The following is a 16,189-nucleotide window of genomic DNA, read 5'->3' as shown; positions in this document are numbered from 1 at the left end:
GTTGCCAGCGGCCTGCCTAGATTTGCGGGATGCGACTCAAAGCCTACCTGCAACAGATCAACCCCCTGCTCTCCAACCCCGAGGCAGCACGCCGCCTGCTTCGGTTGCTGGCGATCGTGCTATCGGCCGGCATTCTCGGCGCGGCCTACAATTTCCTGTCCTTTACCTTCAACACCGATATCGCTCGGCGCCATGGTGCCATGAGCAGCGCGATCGCCGAGGCCCATACCTTCTTCACCAACCGCGAGGCGCTGCTGGAGAGCCTGAGCCTGGCAGCCGTGCGTCAAACGGCGCCGGGTGTCGACTGGCTGCCCCTGGCACCGGGCGAGGAAGTGCACCTGCAACTGGGCAGCCAGCCGGGCAAACGCTGGAGCCTGTGGCTGACCCAGCGCATGTGTGCCTACCTAGAGGCCCGGCGGGTCAACCTGCTGTATGTCGACACAGCGGCTCAGGCCCCCATGCGCTGGTTGTACAACGCTGACGCCCAGGCCTCGCTGCCTTCGCCCGCCCTGCTGGAGCAGTTGCGCGCTGCGGAACTGCGGGCCACGGCCCCTCGGGAACTGTGGCTGGCCGACCAGGGCGCCCAAGGTTCGCGCCTGTTCATCTTCCTGCGCCTGGACGCACGCGACCCGGACTCTGGCTGGCTAGGCCTGGAAATCGACAGCCAGGCAGTGTCGCCGTCGCTCGAGGATGCCAGCGCGGGTAAGTTCATGATGTTCAATGCCGACGGCATGCTGGTGTTCACCAACACCCCAGGCCCGGCGCTGGACCGTTCGCTGCACCATCCCGTGGGTAACAACTTCTTCGGCTTCGCCGGCCAGGGGCTCCTGCCGGAGTACCTGGTCATCAGCAAGCCGTTGATGTCTTCGGACTGGCAACTGGTTTACGCAATCGACCTGTCCGCGATCCTCGCCGGTCTGTGGCAGCAGCTGCTGGGTGCCTTGCTGTTCTGCGTGCTCAGCATCACCTTGATTCGGGTGTTGATCCAGCGGTTCGACCAGCGCTTGTTCACCCCCACGGTTGAACGCATCCGCGCGCTGGTGGAAAGCGAGATGTTCAGCCGCGACGTCATCGAAACCGCACCTGTCGCCCTGTGCGTGTTGCGCCGCAGCGATGGCCAGGTGGTGCTGGAGAACCACCTGGCCCAGCAGTGGCTGGGCCAGGACCCGGCACGCGGTGCGCGTAGCGCGCAATGGATCGAGCAGGCTTTCGAGCGACACGAAGGCCAGTGCAGCGACTATTTCGAGAGCGCCGAAGGGCGCCACCTGTACCTGAGCTGCTCGCCAACCCGCTACAAGGGCGAGCCGGTGCTGCTTTGCGCGTTCAGCGACATCAGCGCACGCAAGCAGATCGAGGCCGCGCTGGAGGACGCCCGGCGCGCGGCCGACACCGCCAACGAAGCAAAAACCCAGTTCCTGGCGACCATGAGCCACGAAATCCGCACACCGCTGTACGGCGTGTTGGGGACCCTGGAGCTGCTGTCGCGCACCGTGCTCGACGCCCAGCAGCGCGATTACCTGCGGGCAATCGAAGGCTCCTCGTCAACCTTGCTGCAGTTGATCTGCGACGTGCTGGACGTGTCCAAGATCGAGGCCGGTCAGCTGGCCCTCGAACTCAGCGAGTTCAGTGCCCCGGACCTGGTCCGCGAGGTGGTCCAGGGCTACAGCGCGGCAGCCAGGAGCAAGGGGCTGCAGCTCTACAGCTGCCTGGACCCACGCCTGCCGGAACACCTGATCGGCGACGTCAACCGGATCCGCCAGATCCTCAACAACCTGCTGAGCAATGCGGTCAAGTTCACCGATTGCGGCCGCGTGGTGCTGCGGGCCAGGCTGCTCAACCGCGACGGCGAACGCTCCTGCCTGTTGTGGCAGGTCTCGGACACGGGCAAGGGCATCGCTGAACAGGACCAGCCGTTCATCTTCGAGCCTTTCTACCAGACCGAAGGCCATAGCCAAGTCATTCCCGGCACCGGGCTCGGCCTGCCGATCTGCCAGCGCCTGACGCAATTGATGAATGGCCAGCTGCGCCTGGTCAGCGAGCTGGGCCTGGGCAGCAGCTTCAGCCTGACCCTACCCCTGGAAGTGGCGTCAGGCCGCACCAGCGCCCCGTTCAACCTGCTGGGCGAACGCATTCACGTGGTATCGCCCGTACACGAACTGGCTGAAGCCATCAGTGGTTGGCTCTGCCGCTGGGGGGCGCGTGCGCAGGTCGGCGCGCCGGCGCCAGGCAGCGCCCTGCCCGGCGAACTGCTGGTCGAGCTGCATCCCGGCACTGTCGAACGCTGGCTGGTCGCCGAATGGCCCGGCCCGCGAATCCTGGCCAGCGCCCAGGACTGCTGGGAGGCGCGGCACGAGGCCGGTCACTGGCAGGTCAACCTCAACGACCTGGGCGCCCTGCACCATGCTGTCGGCCAGGCCCAGGGCCTGCGCCGTCCCAGGGACCCCGCCGCGCCGGCCCCCTTGACCGAGCCGCTGGGGCTGCACGTGCTGGTTGCCGAGGACAATGTCATCAACCAGTTGATCCTGCGCGACCAGCTCGAGGAGCTCGGCTGCAGCGTGACCTTGGTCAGCGATGGCGAGCAGGCCTTGCAAACCTGGCAGCGCGAGCATTTCGACCTGCTGCTGACCGACGTCAACATGCCCGGCACGAACGGCTACGAACTGACCCGGGCCCTGCGCCAGTTGGGCTGCACCCGCCCCATCGTCGGCGCCACTGCCAATGCCCTGCGCGGCGAGGAAGAACTGTGCCTGGCCGCCGGCATGGATCGCTGCCTGATCAAGCCCTTCAACCTGCAAGTCCTGTTCAACTGCCTGGCCCCGTATCGAGGTAGCCCTTGAAGACCTTTAACATCCTGATCGTCGAAGACCACCCCTTCCAGCATATGTACCTGCAACACTTGTTCAGCGAGCTTGGCAGCTTCAACCTGGAAGCAGCCCGGGATGGCCAGGAAGCGCTGGAGCGCCTGCGCCAGCGTGACTTCGACCTGGTGCTGACCGACCTGCTGATGCCCGGCATGGACGGTGTGCAATTCATCCAGCACCTTGCCGGCCTGCGCCACAAGCCAGGCCTGGCGATCATGAGCGTGGCCTCGCGGCGCATGCTCATGGCGGCGAGCCTGGTGGCCAAGAACCTCGGCGTGGACGTGCTCGGGCTGATCTCCAAGCCGGTCGAACCCGCCGCGCTGCGCAGCCTGATCGACCAATTGCAGTTGCACCATCAGGCACCGGCCCAGGCGGCACCGGCCACGCCCGAGTTCGATCGCCAGACCTTGGTCGATGCCTTGAACAACCGAGCTTTTCAGGCCTGGTTCCAACCCAAGAAGTCCTTGCACAATGGTCGCATCGTCGCGGCAGAGGCCTTGGTGCGCTGGATGCACCCGGAGCAAGGGGTGTTGCTGCCAGGCACCTTCCTGCCAACGATCAATGCCTTTGGCCTGGAGGAAAGGCTGCTGTGGGTGATGCTCAAGCAAGCCATGGATGCCCAGGCGCGCTGGCGCGAACGGGGCTATGACATCCCGGTTTCGATCAACCTGCCGACTCACCTGCTGAATAGCCATGACCTGGCCGACCGGCTGCTGGAATTCGTCCTGCACCACCAAGGCGTGCCCGGCAAGCTGTGCTTCGAGCTGATGGAATGCTCCATTCCCGAAGAGCTGAGCAACTTCTATGCAGGCGCCTGCCGCTTGCGCATGAAAGGTTTCGGCCTGTCCCAGGACGACTTCGGCAAAGGCTACAGCTCGTACATGAGCCTGGTCTCGACGCCCTTCACCGAACTGAAGATAGACCGGGCGCTGGTGCAGCGTTGCGATGAAAGCGAGAGCCTGGCCTCGGCCTTGGCCAGCATCGTTGCCCTGGGTCGCAAGCTCGGGCTCACCGTGGTCGCCGAAGGGGTCGAGACGCCTCAGGAGCTCGAAATGCTGCGCAAGGTCGACTGCAACCAGGTGCAGGGCTTTTTGATCTCCCATGCCGTGTCGGCGGAACAGTTCCAGCGCCTGCTGCACAACGACGGTCCCCCGTCAGCCTACTGACCGGCTGTAACTCTCAGCGCCGGCCGGGCATCAAAGGTAATATTCGTTGGGTATCGATGCCCCCACGCCCTTGCGGACCCTTGCATGAAACAGTACAACGCCCTGCTGGAAAACCTGGCCCGCAGCTCTCTGCGCCTGAACAAAGGCATGACCGTCCTGCTGGGCCTGGCGCTGCTGCTGGCCGGCTTCAGTCTCTGGTCGCTCGAGCGCCTGATCGACGAACACAGCGACACGGTCAGCATCCACTTCGCCCGGCTGATGGAGAATGTACAGGAGCAGGAAACCTTCCTTGAGGCCCTCGTGCAACGCAGCGCCAAGGGGGAGTTGCTCGACTACCCACGTGCGCTCGAGCCGGCGCTGGCACCCATGCCCGAGGAAGGGCCGGACATCTACAAGGGCCAGATCTTTCCATTTTCCATGCCGTTCAGCCTCAAATTCGACCCACGCAACCTGGCTGACCGCGAAGTATCGGACATCTTCACCCTGGGGGCGAACCTGGCCAGCTTCTACAGCATGTTCTGGTCGGCCTCTCCGTACCGATCGCCGCAGGTGTTCCTGTTCTCGCCGGATGCCCGTTACGACATTACGGTTCCCGCCGCAGGACGCGGGCGGGGCAAGCTGGAGAATGAACCGTTCATCGATGTGATCAGGCAGGTCATTGCGCGCCAGCCTCAGGACAAGGAATGGGGCCCAGGCAGCAGGATCGTCTGGCGCAGCTATGTCGAGCAGCCGGACCAGGCCTCCCCGCCACGCGTGCTGGCCTACGCCAACGTCCCCCTGCGCTCGGGCAAGGCAGAGGGCCAAGCCACGCAAGTTGCATCGCTGGTGGACCTGGCCCAGATCGATGACTTCGAACGCATCATGGACTGGACCGTGTATGACCACTTTAACCTCATCACCCCAGCCGGCGAGGTGCTGATCGGCGCGCCCGCGCCCCTGAAGGGGGTGCATGAAGGCCTCAACATCAAGCCCGAAGGCCTGGTATTCCGTCTCCACGAACAGGCCAACGGTGGCTGGAGTGCGATCTACACCGTGACCTACCGGCACTTCTTCCGTTACGCGTTCTGGTCGCTGGCCGGCATCGCCGCCACGTTCCTGGTCCTCATCGGGCTGGGCCGGGTGGTCATCCGTTGGTATCAGCGCCAGGTCATCCTGCCTGCGCGCGCGGCCCACGAGATCATCACCGAGAGCGAGGCCTTCAGCCGGGTGGTCATCGACACCGCCCCGACCGGCCTGTGCGTGGTCCGCAGCGCCGACAACGAGGTGCTGCTGGAGAACCAGCGGGCGCAGCAATGGCAGGGCACCCGCGAGCTGGTCAGTACCCTCGCCTCGGCAGTGGGCCACACCCGCAGTGGCGAGCACTACCTGCAGGTCGAAGGCCGCCACCTGCAGGTCGGTTTCGTGTCGACCCGCTACCACGGCGAAGACGTGCGCCTTTACGCATTCAACGACGTCACCCGCCATGTCGAGGACGCCCAGGCGCTCGACGAAGCCCGGCGCGCCGCCGACGCCGCCAACACCGCCAAGACCCTGTTCCTGGCCACCATGAGCCACGAGATCCGTACCCCGTTGTACGGCGTGCTGGGCACCCTCGAGCTGCTTGGCCTGACGCACCTGGATGCACGCCAGCAAGGCTACCTGCACACTATCCAGCGCTCCTCGGCAACCCTGTTCCAGCTGATCAGTGACGTGCTCGACGTGACCAAGATCGAATCCGGGCAGATGGCGCTCGAACCCGTGCCGTTCTGCCCGCTGGACATGCTCGAGGACACCGTGCGCACCTATCGCGCCTTCGCCGAGCGCAAGGGCCTGTTGCTCTATGCCTGCCATGACGCCCGCCTGCCGGCGCAGGTGGTGGGCGATCCGATACGCATCCGCCAGATCCTCAACAACCTGCTGAGCAACGCCATCAAGTTCACCGACACCGGCCGGGTGGTGCTGCGCACCCGCGTGCTGGCGCTCGACGACACCCACGTGCGCCTGCAATGGCAGGTTGCCGATAGCGGCATTGGCATTTCCCAGGCACAGCAGGCCAGGCTCTTCGAGCTGTTCTACCAGGTCGCCGACGCCTCCAGCGAGGGCGGTGCGGGCCTGGGCCTGCCGATCTGCGGCTGGCTGGCCGACATGATGGGTGGCCAGATCAAGGTGGTCAGTGAGCCGGGGCTGGGCAGCAGCTTTTCCCTCAACATCAGCCTGCCACTGGCCCAGGGGGCGCTGAGCGACAGCCCAAGCGCAGTGCCCGACCCGACCCCGGTGTATGTGCGTGCGCCGATACCGGAGCTTGCCCAGCATGGCGTCGACTGGCTGCAGCGCCTGGGTATCGCCGCGACCCTGACGATTCCCCCCCTGGAGAAGGACAACCACCAGGCCCTGCTGGTAGACCTGCTCGACTGCCCGGACGCCGCCACCTGGCATGGCCAACGGATCTGCGCCAGCAGCGACGGCCCTACCCCCGGCGCGTTCGTCGACGGCTGCTGGCGGGTAGACCTGCATGACGTGCGGGCCATCGCCCAGCTCATCGCGGTCGTGCGCCAGGGCGGGTCGCCCGATGACCAGAACACCGCGCAACAGCAACGCGCCGCTCTGCGCCTGCATATCCTGGTGGCCGAGGACAATCCGATCAACCAGGCGATCCTGCAGGAGCAACTCGAGGCGCTGGGCTGCACCACGGTGGTCGCGACCAACGGTGAACAGGCCATGCAACGCTGGCAGCCAGGCCTGTTCGACCTGGTCCTGACCGACGTAAACATGCCATTGATGAATGGCTACGAACTGGCCAGGACCCTGCGCCAGCACGACGCCCGGTTGCCGATCATCGGCGTCACCGCCAATGCACTGCGAGAAGAAGGCCAGCGCTGCCTCGAGGTGGGCATGAATGCCTGGATGGTCAAACCGTTGAGCCTGCAGGCGTTGCGCAGCCATCTGGTCCGTCTGTGTCGGCCAGCACTGGCCGAAGCACCCAGCCGCGCGCAAGCGGACAGCCTCAGCGCCTCCCCCTCCCCTGCAGCCACCGATACCGTGCAAGTGTCCGACGCCATGCGCGCGCTGTTCATCACCACCCTGCGCGAGGATATGCAGCAGTTGCGCCTGGCCCTTGAGCAAGGCGACCAGCGGCGTCTTGGCGAGCGCCTGCACAGCATCGCCGGCGCCCTAGGCGCGGTACAGTCCCGGCCCCTGGCCGAGCAATGCTGTGCGCTGGAAACCGCGCTGGCCGAGTCGCCGCTCGACGCAGCCCTGGCCGATAAGCTGGGGGGGGTGCTGGACAGGCTGTCAGCAATACTCGATGCCCTCGCATAGAATCAACTTCAGCGCTGATAGCGCATGGAAACAACCCTCCCATCCGCACCGGCTAACGGGTCGTCTTTTATGGAAAAACTCAAGGTCATCATCGCCGACGATCACCCCATCGTGCTGCTCGGCGTCCGGGAACTGGTCGAACGCGATCCACGCTTTAGCGTGGTCGGCGAAGCCGTCTGTTCGCAAGGGCTGATCGAACTGCTCGAACGCCAACCCGTGGACATGGTCATCTCCGACTACAACATGCCGGCAGACTCACCCTACGGTGACGGCCTGAAACTGATCGACTACCTCAAACGTCACTATCCCGCCGTCCGCATCCTCGTGCTGACGATGATTTCCAACCCGCTGATCCTGACACGGCTGCAGGAACTGGGCGTGGACGGCGTGATCCAGAAGAGCCAGTTGCATGGCGAAATCGAAAAGGCCCTCAATGCCGTCGCCCGCAACAGCACCTACCGGGCGCCGGCACCGGCAAGGCAGTCGGTGATCGCCTGTAACACCGCCATCAATCAACGGGTGGAAAACCTGTCACCCAAGGAATTCGAAATACTGCGCCTGTTTGTTGCCGGACAAAGTGTCAGTGAGATCGCCCGTAGCCAACATCGAAGTACCAAGACCATTAGTGCGCAGAAAGTTTCCGCGATGCGCAAACTTGAAGTGAACAGCGATCAGGAATTGTTGGCCTATTGCCTGGCGAGTCATATCTTTAATTAACTAGCGAGCGTCATTGCCCCACCATTAAGATTCGTCTGATGGGCCAGAGAAACCACCTGACTTATTGTGAGCGGGCATTAAGTTGCAGCACTTACTCACTCTCATGTGGACATCAATATGAATAAATTCTCCCTGGCCGCCCTGACCCTCTCGCTCCTGACCGCTTCGGCCGGTGCACTGGCCGTCGAGGCCACCGGGCCAGTCAACGGCGGCAGCGGCAAGATTTCCTTCACTGGCGTGATCAACAATGACGCCTGCTCGGTCGATGGCGCCAACGCCGACCGCGTGATCGCCGTAGACATGGGCAGCGTCTCGATCAAGGACATGGGCACCGCCGAAAACCCGACGGCTGGCCGCGTGACCGGCAAGGACTTCAACCTCAACGTCAACTGCAACCTCGGCACCAAGGTGGCGATGATCTTCGATGCCAACAGCGGCGGCTCGGGCCTGGTGACCGGCAAGAAGGTCCTGGCCCTGACCAAAGGCACCGGCACTGCTGCCAACGTTGGCATTGCCCTGCTCGACCCTAATGGCAACCTGATCGACCTGAGCTCGGCCGCCACCGCCAAGATCCAGAGCGATGTACACGGCACTGGCGCCGAGGGCGGCGACGCTACCCTGAGCTTCTCTGCGGCGTACGTGACCACTGGCGCCGCCGGCACTGCCACCGCCGGTCGTGGTGACGCCACCCTGCCATTCATCCTGCAGTACGAGTAATCACTTCGGCGCTGCTCCCTGCGCGAGGCTGAACAGCCTCGCCACTTCTTCGCCCCCGCAAGGTACCCAACCATGTTGCGTCGTTCTCTGTATCCCGTTCTCGGGTTGCTGGGCATGCTCGTCGCCGCCCAGGCAACTGCCAGCATCTCCCTGAGCGCTACGCGCGTCGTGTTCGACGGTGCGCACAAAGAAGCCAATGTCATCGTGCGCAATGGCAACCAGGAAGTCCTGGTGCAGTCCTGGGTGGATGCCGGCGACAGCGCGCAGGCGCCGTTCGCCATTACTCCACCGTTGGCCAGGGTATTGCCCAAGCAGGAACAACTGCTGCGCATTCTCTATGAAGGCCAAGGCCTGCCGACCGATCGCGAGTCGGTGGTCTGGCTCAATGTCCAGGAAATTCCGCAAGCCAGTACCAAGGCCAATACCTTGCAGTTGGCGGTGCGCCAACGTATCAAGATTTTCTTCCGCCCGGCCAACTTGCCCGGCAACGCCCTGCTGGCGCCCGAACAACTGGTCTGGCAATTGACCCGGCGCGCCGGGAAGCCACAACTGACCGTGAACAACCCCAGCCTGTATCACGTGTCGATGGCCGATATCGAACTTAAGAGCGGGAAACAAACCGTGCTCAGCGCCGATTCGACCATGATCGCCCCTGGCGAACAAAAAACATTCACCTCGGTATTTTCCCAGGTAGACGGACCGTTGACGCTGACGTTCAAGAGCATCAACGACTATGGCGCCCAACATGGATATTTCTTGCGTTTGAACACTGCCCAGCCGGGTAGCGCCAAGCCTGCCGAACCCGCCATCACCTTGTGAAATCGTAGCCCCCACCTTGTGCCCTGGTCGCGTGCGGCCTCCCCGTGCCCCGCCCGTGCCGCGATATGAAATAGGTTTCTGGTATGTCTCTGTCCATCGCCCCCCACCCTGTCGAGGGAGCCGATGCAGGCGCGCACGCGTTCAGTGGCGGCACGCTTCGTCCGGCCTGGAAGCTCAACGCCCTGTCATTGGTCATCTGCACCGCACTGCCCGGCCTTGCAACGGCGCAGGACGCCGCCCACCTGCAGGGCTTCAACACCACCTTTCTGCAGGGCGCGCAATCGGCGGTCGACCTGCAACTGCTGCTGTCGGCCAACAGCGTGCTGCCGGGCAACTACCGGGTAGACCTGTACAGCAACGACGTGCTGGTAGGCCGGCGTGACATCGAATTCAACCGCCACCCACAGACTGGGCGGGTGGAACCCTGCCTGACCCTGGAACTGCTCGAGCAACTGGGTATCGACATGGACAAGCTCAAGGCACAGGGGCGCCTGGATACCGCCTCGGCCTGCCACGACCTGGCCGCACTGATCGACCAGGCCAGCCTGAGCTACGACTCGGGTCACCTGCGCCTGTCCGCCAGCATCCCGCAGGTTGCCATGAAACGCGGCCTGCGCGGCTACGTCGACCCGCAACTGTGGGACGCAGGGGTGTCTGCGGCGTTCGTGAACTATCAGTTCAACACCAGCCGCAGCGCCGGCGATGCCGAGACCCGCATCGCCAACAACCTGAGCCTGCGCAACGGCATCAACCTGGGCAGCTGGCGCTTGCGCAACGAGTCGAACTTCAGCAGCGACACCGGGCAGCCGGACACCTTCAAGAGCAACCGCAGCTATGTGCAGCACGACGTGACCGCGCTCAAAGGCCAGTTCAGCGCCGGTGACATTTTCAGCGACACCGACCTGTTCGACAGCGTGCGCTACCGCGGCCTGAAGCTGGCTTCGGACGAAGGCATGCGCGCCGACAGCGAGCGCGGCTACGCACCTGTGGTGCGTGGCGTGGCGCAGACCAGCGCCAGGGTCGAGATTCGCCAGAACAACTACGTGCTCTACACCGCCAACGTACCGCCCGGCCCGTTCGAGATCAGCGACATCTACCCCAGTGGCTCCAATGGCGACCTGGAAGTCACCATCATCGAGGCCGACGGCCGTCGACGGGTCACCGTGCAGGCCTTCTCCAGCCTGCCGCTCATGGTCCGTGGCGGTCAGGTCAAGTACAGCCTGTCCGCTGGACGCTACAACAGCAACACGGAGGGCCTGGCCACGCCGCAGATGCTCAGTACGACGCTGGCTTACGGCCTGACCAACACCGTGACGGGCGTCTTTGGCCTGCAAGCCACCCAAGACTATAAGGCAATGGCCGTGGGCAGCGGCCTGAACACACTGCTGGGCGCCTTTTCGCTCGATGTCACCCACTCCTCGAGCAAGGCCCAGGGCCAGACCACCCAGGGCAACAGCTTGCGGGCGCTATACGCCAAGACATTCACCGGCACCGACACCAACTTTACCCTGGCCGCCTACCGCTATTCCACCGAGGGCTTCCGTACCCTCACCCAGCATGTCGAGGACCTAAGCGCCAGCGCGATCAAGCGCAGTGGCAACTCCAAGACCCGCACCGACCTGACCATCAACCAGAGCCTGGGCCGCAACCGCGCGTTCGGCAGCCTGTATCTGACCGCCACCGACCAGCGCTACTGGAACCGCGGCGGTTCGCAGAGCCTGACCGCCGGATACAGCAACAACTGGGGCGAGATCTCCTACAACCTGGACGTCAGCCGCACCAAGGAGCTGGGGAACTCAGGCCCTTCGGGGCAAGATACCCAGCTCAACCTGTCGGTATCGTTCCCACTCGGCAGCCGCGCCCGCGCACCGCGGGCGTTCGTCACCACCAGCACACAGAAGGGCAACGACACCACCCAGGCCGGCATCAACGGCTACCTGTCGGAGACCAGCGACACCTTCTACTCGATCCAGGGCGGCCACAGCCGCACCAGCGGCAGCTCGGCATCGGCCAACCTGAACACCCGCACTTCGGTCGCCGACATCAGCCTGGGCTATAGCCAAGGGCGCGGCTACGACTCGCAGAACCTGAACATTGCCGGCGCCGTGGTTGCCCACCAGGGCGGCATCAACCTCGGCCAGTCGCTCAGTGAGACCTTCGCCCTGGCCGAAGTGCCGGGTGTGAAGGGCGCAAAGATCAGCAGCTATAGCGGTGTGGAGACCGGGCGCAATGGCTATGCGGTGATCCCCAGCGCCCAGCCCTATCGCGTCAACTGGATCAGCCTGGACACCAGTGACCTGGGGGGCGACATCGAAATCGACAACGCCACCCAGCAGTTGGTGCCTCGCCGCGGTGCCGTGGTGCTTGCCCGCTATACCGGCAAGAGCGGGCGTCGGGTGCAGTTCGAGCTGTTCGACGAGCGCGGTCAACTGATACCGTTCGGGGCCTCGGTCGAGGACGCTGCGGGCCAGCAACTGGCAATTTCCGACCCGAGCGGCAAGGCGTTGTTACTTCTGGAACAGGACCAGGGCAGCCTGACCATCAAGTGGGGTGAGCGCCAGTGTTCGGCACCTTACAACCTTCCGGAACGGGACAAGGCTGTTAACTATGAACGTCAGCGCCTGGCTTGCCGGCCGTGACACCCGCTCTTGTCTGCAGAGAATGCTCATAAGCGCCCGGTAGCTTTGGTATGATCAAACGCGACTCTGCAAGAAGGCAGCGCAACAAGGATTCCGATGCTGATGAAAAAGGCCGCACCATGTCCTTGATTTCCCGCATGGCCACTCCATTTTTAGCGAATACCCACGCTTGATGCGAAAACTCCTGGCAAGCGCCCTGGCGCTGGTGATGATCGCCGCCCTCTGCGGCTATGGCTTCTGGACCCAACAGCGCCCGGAAGGCCACTACCTGTCCGACCTGCGCATCGAACTGGCGCTTAACCATGGCGTCCCGGGCGAGCACGGCAACCTGCTCGGTGTCGAACCACTGCTGTACCCGGGCGACTATCAGAACTTGCAACGCCTGCACCGCAAGCTCGCAGCCTATCTGGAGCAAGCCCGCGCCCAAGGCCTGGTGAACCCGCGCACGGTGGTCGTGCTGCCGGAACACATCGGTACCTGGCTGTGGGCGCGCGGAGAGAAGAGCGAGCTGTATCAAGTTACCCAGAGCCGCGAAGCCCAACAATGGCTGGAACTGAGCAACCCGCTGCGCTATGGCCTCGCGGTTCTTGGCGCTGACGGCGACGACTGGCGCGCCGATGCGCACTTGCGCATGAAGGCCGAGCAGATGGCCGCAGACTACCAGCAGCTGTTCGGCGGCCTGGCCAAGGAATTTGGCGTCACCTTGGTGGCCGGTTCGATCGTGCTGCCCGAACCTTATGTGAAACAAGGCGTACTGCATACCGGCCGTGGCCCGCTGTTCAACAGCAGTGTGGTGTTTGCCGGTGACGGCTCGCTACTGGGGCAGCCCCAGCGCCAGCAATATCCCGACAGTGAAATGCGCCGCTACGTCCACGACGGCCGCCAGCACCCGCTGCAGGTCGTACAGACCCCGGCCGGGCGCCTGGGGATACTGGTGGGCAGTGACAGCTGGTACCCGGAAAACCACCAGCAACTGACTGAACAAGCCGTACAACTGATCGCCAACCCAGCGTTTCTCAGTGGCAAGGGCAGCTGGCACGCACCCTGGCGGGGAAATCGCCACCAGGATGCCAGCGCCGGGCTGGCCTTGCAGCGCGGCGAAGTCAGTGAACAGGCGGCTTGGCAACGCCTGACCGAAGTGGCCGGAACCGACATCAGCAGTATGAGCGTGTTCATGCGCGGGCAGTTCTGGGAACAGGGCAGCGATGGCCAGGGCTTTGCCCGCCAGTCGGGAGCGTTGCTTGCCGCCCCTCCCAGCCCAGGTGCCCGCCTGCTGAATGTGTGGCTGTAAGCCCATGGCCCGCCCCCGCGTGCGCCTGGGCGAACTGTCGGTGGGTTTTGTCCAGCCTTTGAGCGAAGCCCTGCGCGAGCTGGGCCACGACCCTGAACCATTGCTGCGCCGCTACGGCCTGGACGCGACACGCCTGGGCGAAGCCGGCGCACGCCTGTCCATCCCCCGCTACATGCATCTGGGCCACGCAGCAATCGAAATGAGCGGCGAGGCTGCTCTAGGCCTGCGTATGGGGCGCCTGAGCCGTCTGGCGCATGCTGGCCTGGCCGGGGTCACCGCGGCCCAGGCCCCCACCTTGGGTGAGGCGGCGCGCACCCTGCTGCGCTTCGAGCCGCTTTACGCGGCCAACTACCGCGGCCATTCCTGCTTTGTGGAAGATGCCCAGGGCGCCTGGCTGCGCTTCTACTCCATCAGCCCGTATAACGACTACAACCGCTTTGTGGTCGACTCACTGCTGGCCGGCTGGCTGGCCCAGTTGACCGACCTTGCCGACACCCCGGTGCAGGCCGAACGCCTGGACATCGAGTTTGCCGCGCCCTCCTATGCCGCGCGCTATCAACCGCTCTGCAGCACGCCTGTGCAGTTCGCCGCCGACGGCAATCAGCTGCGTCTGAGCCGCGCCACCTTGCAACTGCCCAACCCCGGGCATTGCCCGAGTACATGGCAGCACCTGTTGCAGTTGTGCGAAGCAGAGCTGCTGCAGCGTACGCGGGTGCGCAGCCTGGGTGAGCGCATCACCCACCTGCTGGGCCCGCTGCTCAATGGCGGCCGTGAACCGGACCTGGAAGAAGTGGCGCTGCACCTGCAACTGCCAACCTGGACCTTGCGCCGCAAGCTCGCCGAGGAAGGCACGCGTTTTCGCGACCTGCTCAACGAAACACGGCGCGACCTGGCCGAGACCTACATCCGTGACACGGCGCTGGCCTTTGGCGAGATTGCCTATCTGTTGGGGTTTGCTTCGGCCGAGGCCTTCCAGCGCGCATTCAAGCGCTGGACGGGCCTCACGCCGGGGGAGTTCCGCCGCAGCCAGCGGCAGCCGGGCTAGAGTTCGGTGGCGTCGTCGGCCGGTTCCGGGGTGTCCAGTTCGTAAGCCTGGGTTTCGAGTAGTTCTTCCTGGTATTCATCCATTGCCCTGCGTCCTCTTTGCTCATTTTGCCTTTGTAGGTATCGCCTTCAGCCTAAGCAGGTGGCATGAAGGGATGATGACAAGCTTATGAGTGGTAAACGTAGCAGGTGTTCAGGAAGTTATCGCGGGGCGTCTGTAACAGGGGATGTTTACAGCCTGAACCGTCCCTTTCGCGGGCTGCCGGCGAAAGGGACGGTTCAGGCGACCCATCAAAGGGAGGGGGCGGCGGCTTCGACCGGCTGGGCATCCTGCTGCACCTGAATGGGTGCAGCTTCCGCCGGCGGGGCCACAGGCTGCGAACCCTGGCTGTCATCCACCACCGGCGCCGCTGCCGCCTCGCTGGCCGGGGCTACCCCCGCAGGTGCAGGCGTCGCCTCAACCAACGGTGCAGCTGCCGGGGCCGGCGCCACCGGGTTCGCCGCCGCCTGCTCCGGAAGCCCCAGGTCCACCGCCGGCTTTTCCACCTTGGGCGCCTCGACCTTGGCCTTTTCGACCTTCTTCGGCTTGGGCAGGTAACTCTCCACCAAGGCGAAATAGCGGTCATAGAACTGCGCCGCGGTCACTGTCTCACTGGCCACCTTGACCATCGAGTCGTCACTGGAGCCGATCGGCATCGACACCGAACCCAGCACCCCCACGCCCAGGCTGGCGGAGGTGTTGGACTTTTTCAGCGCATAGCGGTCCTGGAGGGCGTTGGCGAACATGGTCGAGCGCTGATCGTCGCTCACGTCCGGCGCACAGGTGACATTGAAGCTGATCTGCAGGTGGTTCTCGCTGTTTTGCTGAAAGCTCTTGTTACCCACCACCTGGTTGGCGCCGCTGCTGGTGATGATGTATCCCTGGCTAAGCAAAGCACGCCGGGCGGCCTCGCAAGAGCCGGCATCGCTCACCGGAAAGCTGCGCGAGAAGGTGCCCGAGTCATCGAAGTTCTCGTGCTCGTAGACGGCCGCTTTTTTCGAGGAACAACCGGTCACGCCCGCCAGCACCAGGGCCAGCCCGAGCGCACCAAAGACGGAAGATCTGGTCATTGCGAATTCCGGGTATGTCGGGAAAGTGCCTATTGTGCAACACAGCAGGCAGGCACAGGAACCGCTGGTCGGTGAAGAATCTGTCAGGCTGGTGTAAATCTGGGTAAAGGCAGGCACTTGCCAGGCGCACCAACGAAAAAAGCGACCCGAAGGTCGCTTTAACGTTGCTTCAAGGCGTTCATGGGGCCTTAAAGCGAAGATGGCGCAGCGGACGGGACTCGAACCCGCGACCCCCGGCGTGACAGGCCGGTATTCTAACCGACTGAACTACCGCTGCGTATCATTCAGGCTTGCGCCCGATTGAAACCTGGGTCTACCCTTCCGGCGCGATCGCCTCAGGGCAGGCACAAAAAAAGCGATAACACGATCGCTTCTCTTGTGTTTGCTTCAAGGTGTTCTAGGGACCTTGAAACGAAGATGGCGCAGCGGACGGGACTCGAACCCGCGACCCCCGGCGTGACAGGCCGGTATTCTAACCGACTGAACTACCGCTGCGCAGTGCGTTCCTCTCTGGCTATCGGCTTCTTG

At 64.0% G+C, this 16,189-nt stretch carries 11 protein-coding genes and 2 tRNA genes; 10 read left to right on the top strand and 3 right to left on the bottom strand.

Features of this window, described 5'->3' with window-relative positions:
• The first annotated feature begins 29 nt into the window (after positions 1–29).
• From I8746_RS20595 to I8746_RS20555, 10 genes are all read left to right on the top strand, one after another.
• On the top strand, positions 30–2,837 hold the full coding sequence (locus I8746_RS20595; protein ID WP_221101027.1) for an ATP-binding protein: 2,808 nt from the start codon (positions 30–32) through the stop codon (positions 2,835–2,837).
• On the top strand, positions 2,834–4,027 hold the full coding sequence (locus I8746_RS20590) for an EAL domain-containing protein (RefSeq protein ID WP_012053260.1): 1,194 nt from the start codon (positions 2,834–2,836) through the stop codon (positions 4,025–4,027). The genes I8746_RS20595 and I8746_RS20590 overlap by 4 nt, the downstream gene beginning before the upstream one ends.
• 84 nt (positions 4,028–4,111) lie before the next feature.
• Positions 4,112–7,324 carry a hybrid sensor histidine kinase/response regulator gene (locus I8746_RS20585; RefSeq protein ID WP_012053261.1) on the top strand — a complete coding sequence of 1,071 codons (3,213 nt, stop codon included), beginning with the start codon at positions 4,112–4,114 and terminating at the stop codon, positions 7,322–7,324.
• Positions 7,325–7,393: 69 nt separating this feature from the next.
• Positions 7,394–8,041, top strand: a complete 648-nt coding sequence (locus I8746_RS20580; RefSeq protein ID WP_221101026.1) for a response regulator — start codon at positions 7,394–7,396, stop codon at positions 8,039–8,041.
• A 117-nt stretch (positions 8,042–8,158) separates the two neighbouring features.
• Positions 8,159–8,758, top strand: a complete 600-nt coding sequence (locus tag I8746_RS20575; RefSeq protein WP_012053263.1) for a fimbrial protein — start codon at positions 8,159–8,161, stop codon at positions 8,756–8,758.
• A gap of 72 nt (positions 8,759–8,830) precedes the next feature.
• Positions 8,831–9,577, top strand: coding sequence for a molecular chaperone (locus tag I8746_RS20570; RefSeq protein ID WP_104887245.1), 747 nt, complete (start codon positions 8,831–8,833; stop codon positions 9,575–9,577).
• Between the two features lie 83 nt (positions 9,578–9,660).
• Positions 9,661–12,216, top strand: a complete 2,556-nt coding sequence (locus I8746_RS20565; RefSeq protein WP_221101025.1) for a fimbria/pilus outer membrane usher protein — start codon at positions 9,661–9,663, stop codon at positions 12,214–12,216.
• Positions 12,217–12,266: 50 nt separating this feature from the next.
• Entirely contained in the window at positions 12,267–12,389 is a 123-nt protein-coding gene (locus I8746_RS27280; protein WP_257645153.1) for a hypothetical protein, read from the top strand.
• Complete coding sequence (locus I8746_RS20560) at positions 12,389–13,507, top strand: nitrilase-related carbon-nitrogen hydrolase (protein ID WP_012053266.1); 1,119 nt, start codon at positions 12,389–12,391, stop codon at positions 13,505–13,507. Before I8746_RS27280 ends, I8746_RS20560 begins: the two co-directional genes overlap by 1 nt.
• Before the next feature lie 4 nt (positions 13,508–13,511).
• Positions 13,512–14,552: an AraC family transcriptional regulator gene (locus I8746_RS20555; protein ID WP_221101024.1), complete on the top strand. Its 1,041-nt coding sequence runs from the start codon at positions 13,512–13,514 to the stop codon at positions 14,550–14,552.
• Between the two features lie 290 nt (positions 14,553–14,842).
• Here I8746_RS20555 and I8746_RS20550 read toward each other — a convergent pair whose 3' ends face one another.
• The 3 genes from I8746_RS20550 to I8746_RS20540 form a co-directional block, all read right to left on the bottom strand.
• Entirely contained in the window at positions 14,843–15,661 is an 819-nt protein-coding gene (locus I8746_RS20550) for a DUF2242 domain-containing protein (protein WP_221101023.1), read from the bottom strand.
• Positions 15,662–15,861: 200 nt separating this feature from the next.
• Positions 15,862–15,938: transfer RNA gene (locus I8746_RS20545), tRNA-Asp, on the bottom strand.
• A 141-nt stretch (positions 15,939–16,079) separates the two neighbouring features.
• A tRNA-Asp gene (locus I8746_RS20540) sits at positions 16,080–16,156 on the bottom strand.
• Positions 16,157–16,189: the final 33 nt, after the last annotated feature.

It is taken from the genome of Pseudomonas sp. USTB-Z, from assembly GCF_019691255.1.
GTDB classification, from domain to species: domain Bacteria; phylum Pseudomonadota; class Gammaproteobacteria; order Pseudomonadales; family Pseudomonadaceae; genus Aquipseudomonas; species Aquipseudomonas alloputida.
This window is presented reverse-complemented; position numbering and strand designations above follow the sequence as displayed.

Excerpts from the sequence above, each read along its gene's own strand:
- I8746_RS20595 (WP_221101027.1), top strand. The coding sequence starts at position 30 with ATGCGACTCAAAGCCTACCTGCAACAGATCAACCCCCTGCTCTCCAAC.
- I8746_RS20585 (WP_012053261.1), top strand. The coding sequence starts at position 4,112 with ATGAAACAGTACAACGCCCTGCTGGAAAACCTGGCCCGCAGCTCTCTG.
- I8746_RS20580 (WP_221101026.1), top strand. The coding sequence starts at position 7,394 with ATGGAAAAACTCAAGGTCATCATCGCCGACGATCACCCCATCGTGCTG.
- I8746_RS20575 (WP_012053263.1), top strand. The coding sequence starts at position 8,159 with ATGAATAAATTCTCCCTGGCCGCCCTGACCCTCTCGCTCCTGACCGCT.
- I8746_RS20570 (WP_104887245.1), top strand. The coding sequence starts at position 8,831 with ATGTTGCGTCGTTCTCTGTATCCCGTTCTCGGGTTGCTGGGCATGCTC.
- I8746_RS20565 (WP_221101025.1), top strand. The coding sequence starts at position 9,661 with ATGTCTCTGTCCATCGCCCCCCACCCTGTCGAGGGAGCCGATGCAGGC.
- I8746_RS27280 (WP_257645153.1), top strand. The coding sequence starts at position 12,267 with ATGATCAAACGCGACTCTGCAAGAAGGCAGCGCAACAAGGATTCCGAT.
- I8746_RS20560 (WP_012053266.1), top strand. The coding sequence starts at position 12,389 with ATGCGAAAACTCCTGGCAAGCGCCCTGGCGCTGGTGATGATCGCCGCC.
- I8746_RS20555 (WP_221101024.1), top strand. The coding sequence starts at position 13,512 with ATGGCCCGCCCCCGCGTGCGCCTGGGCGAACTGTCGGTGGGTTTTGTC.
- I8746_RS20550 (WP_221101023.1), bottom strand. The coding sequence starts at position 15,661 with ATGACCAGATCTTCCGTCTTTGGTGCGCTCGGGCTGGCCCTGGTGCTG.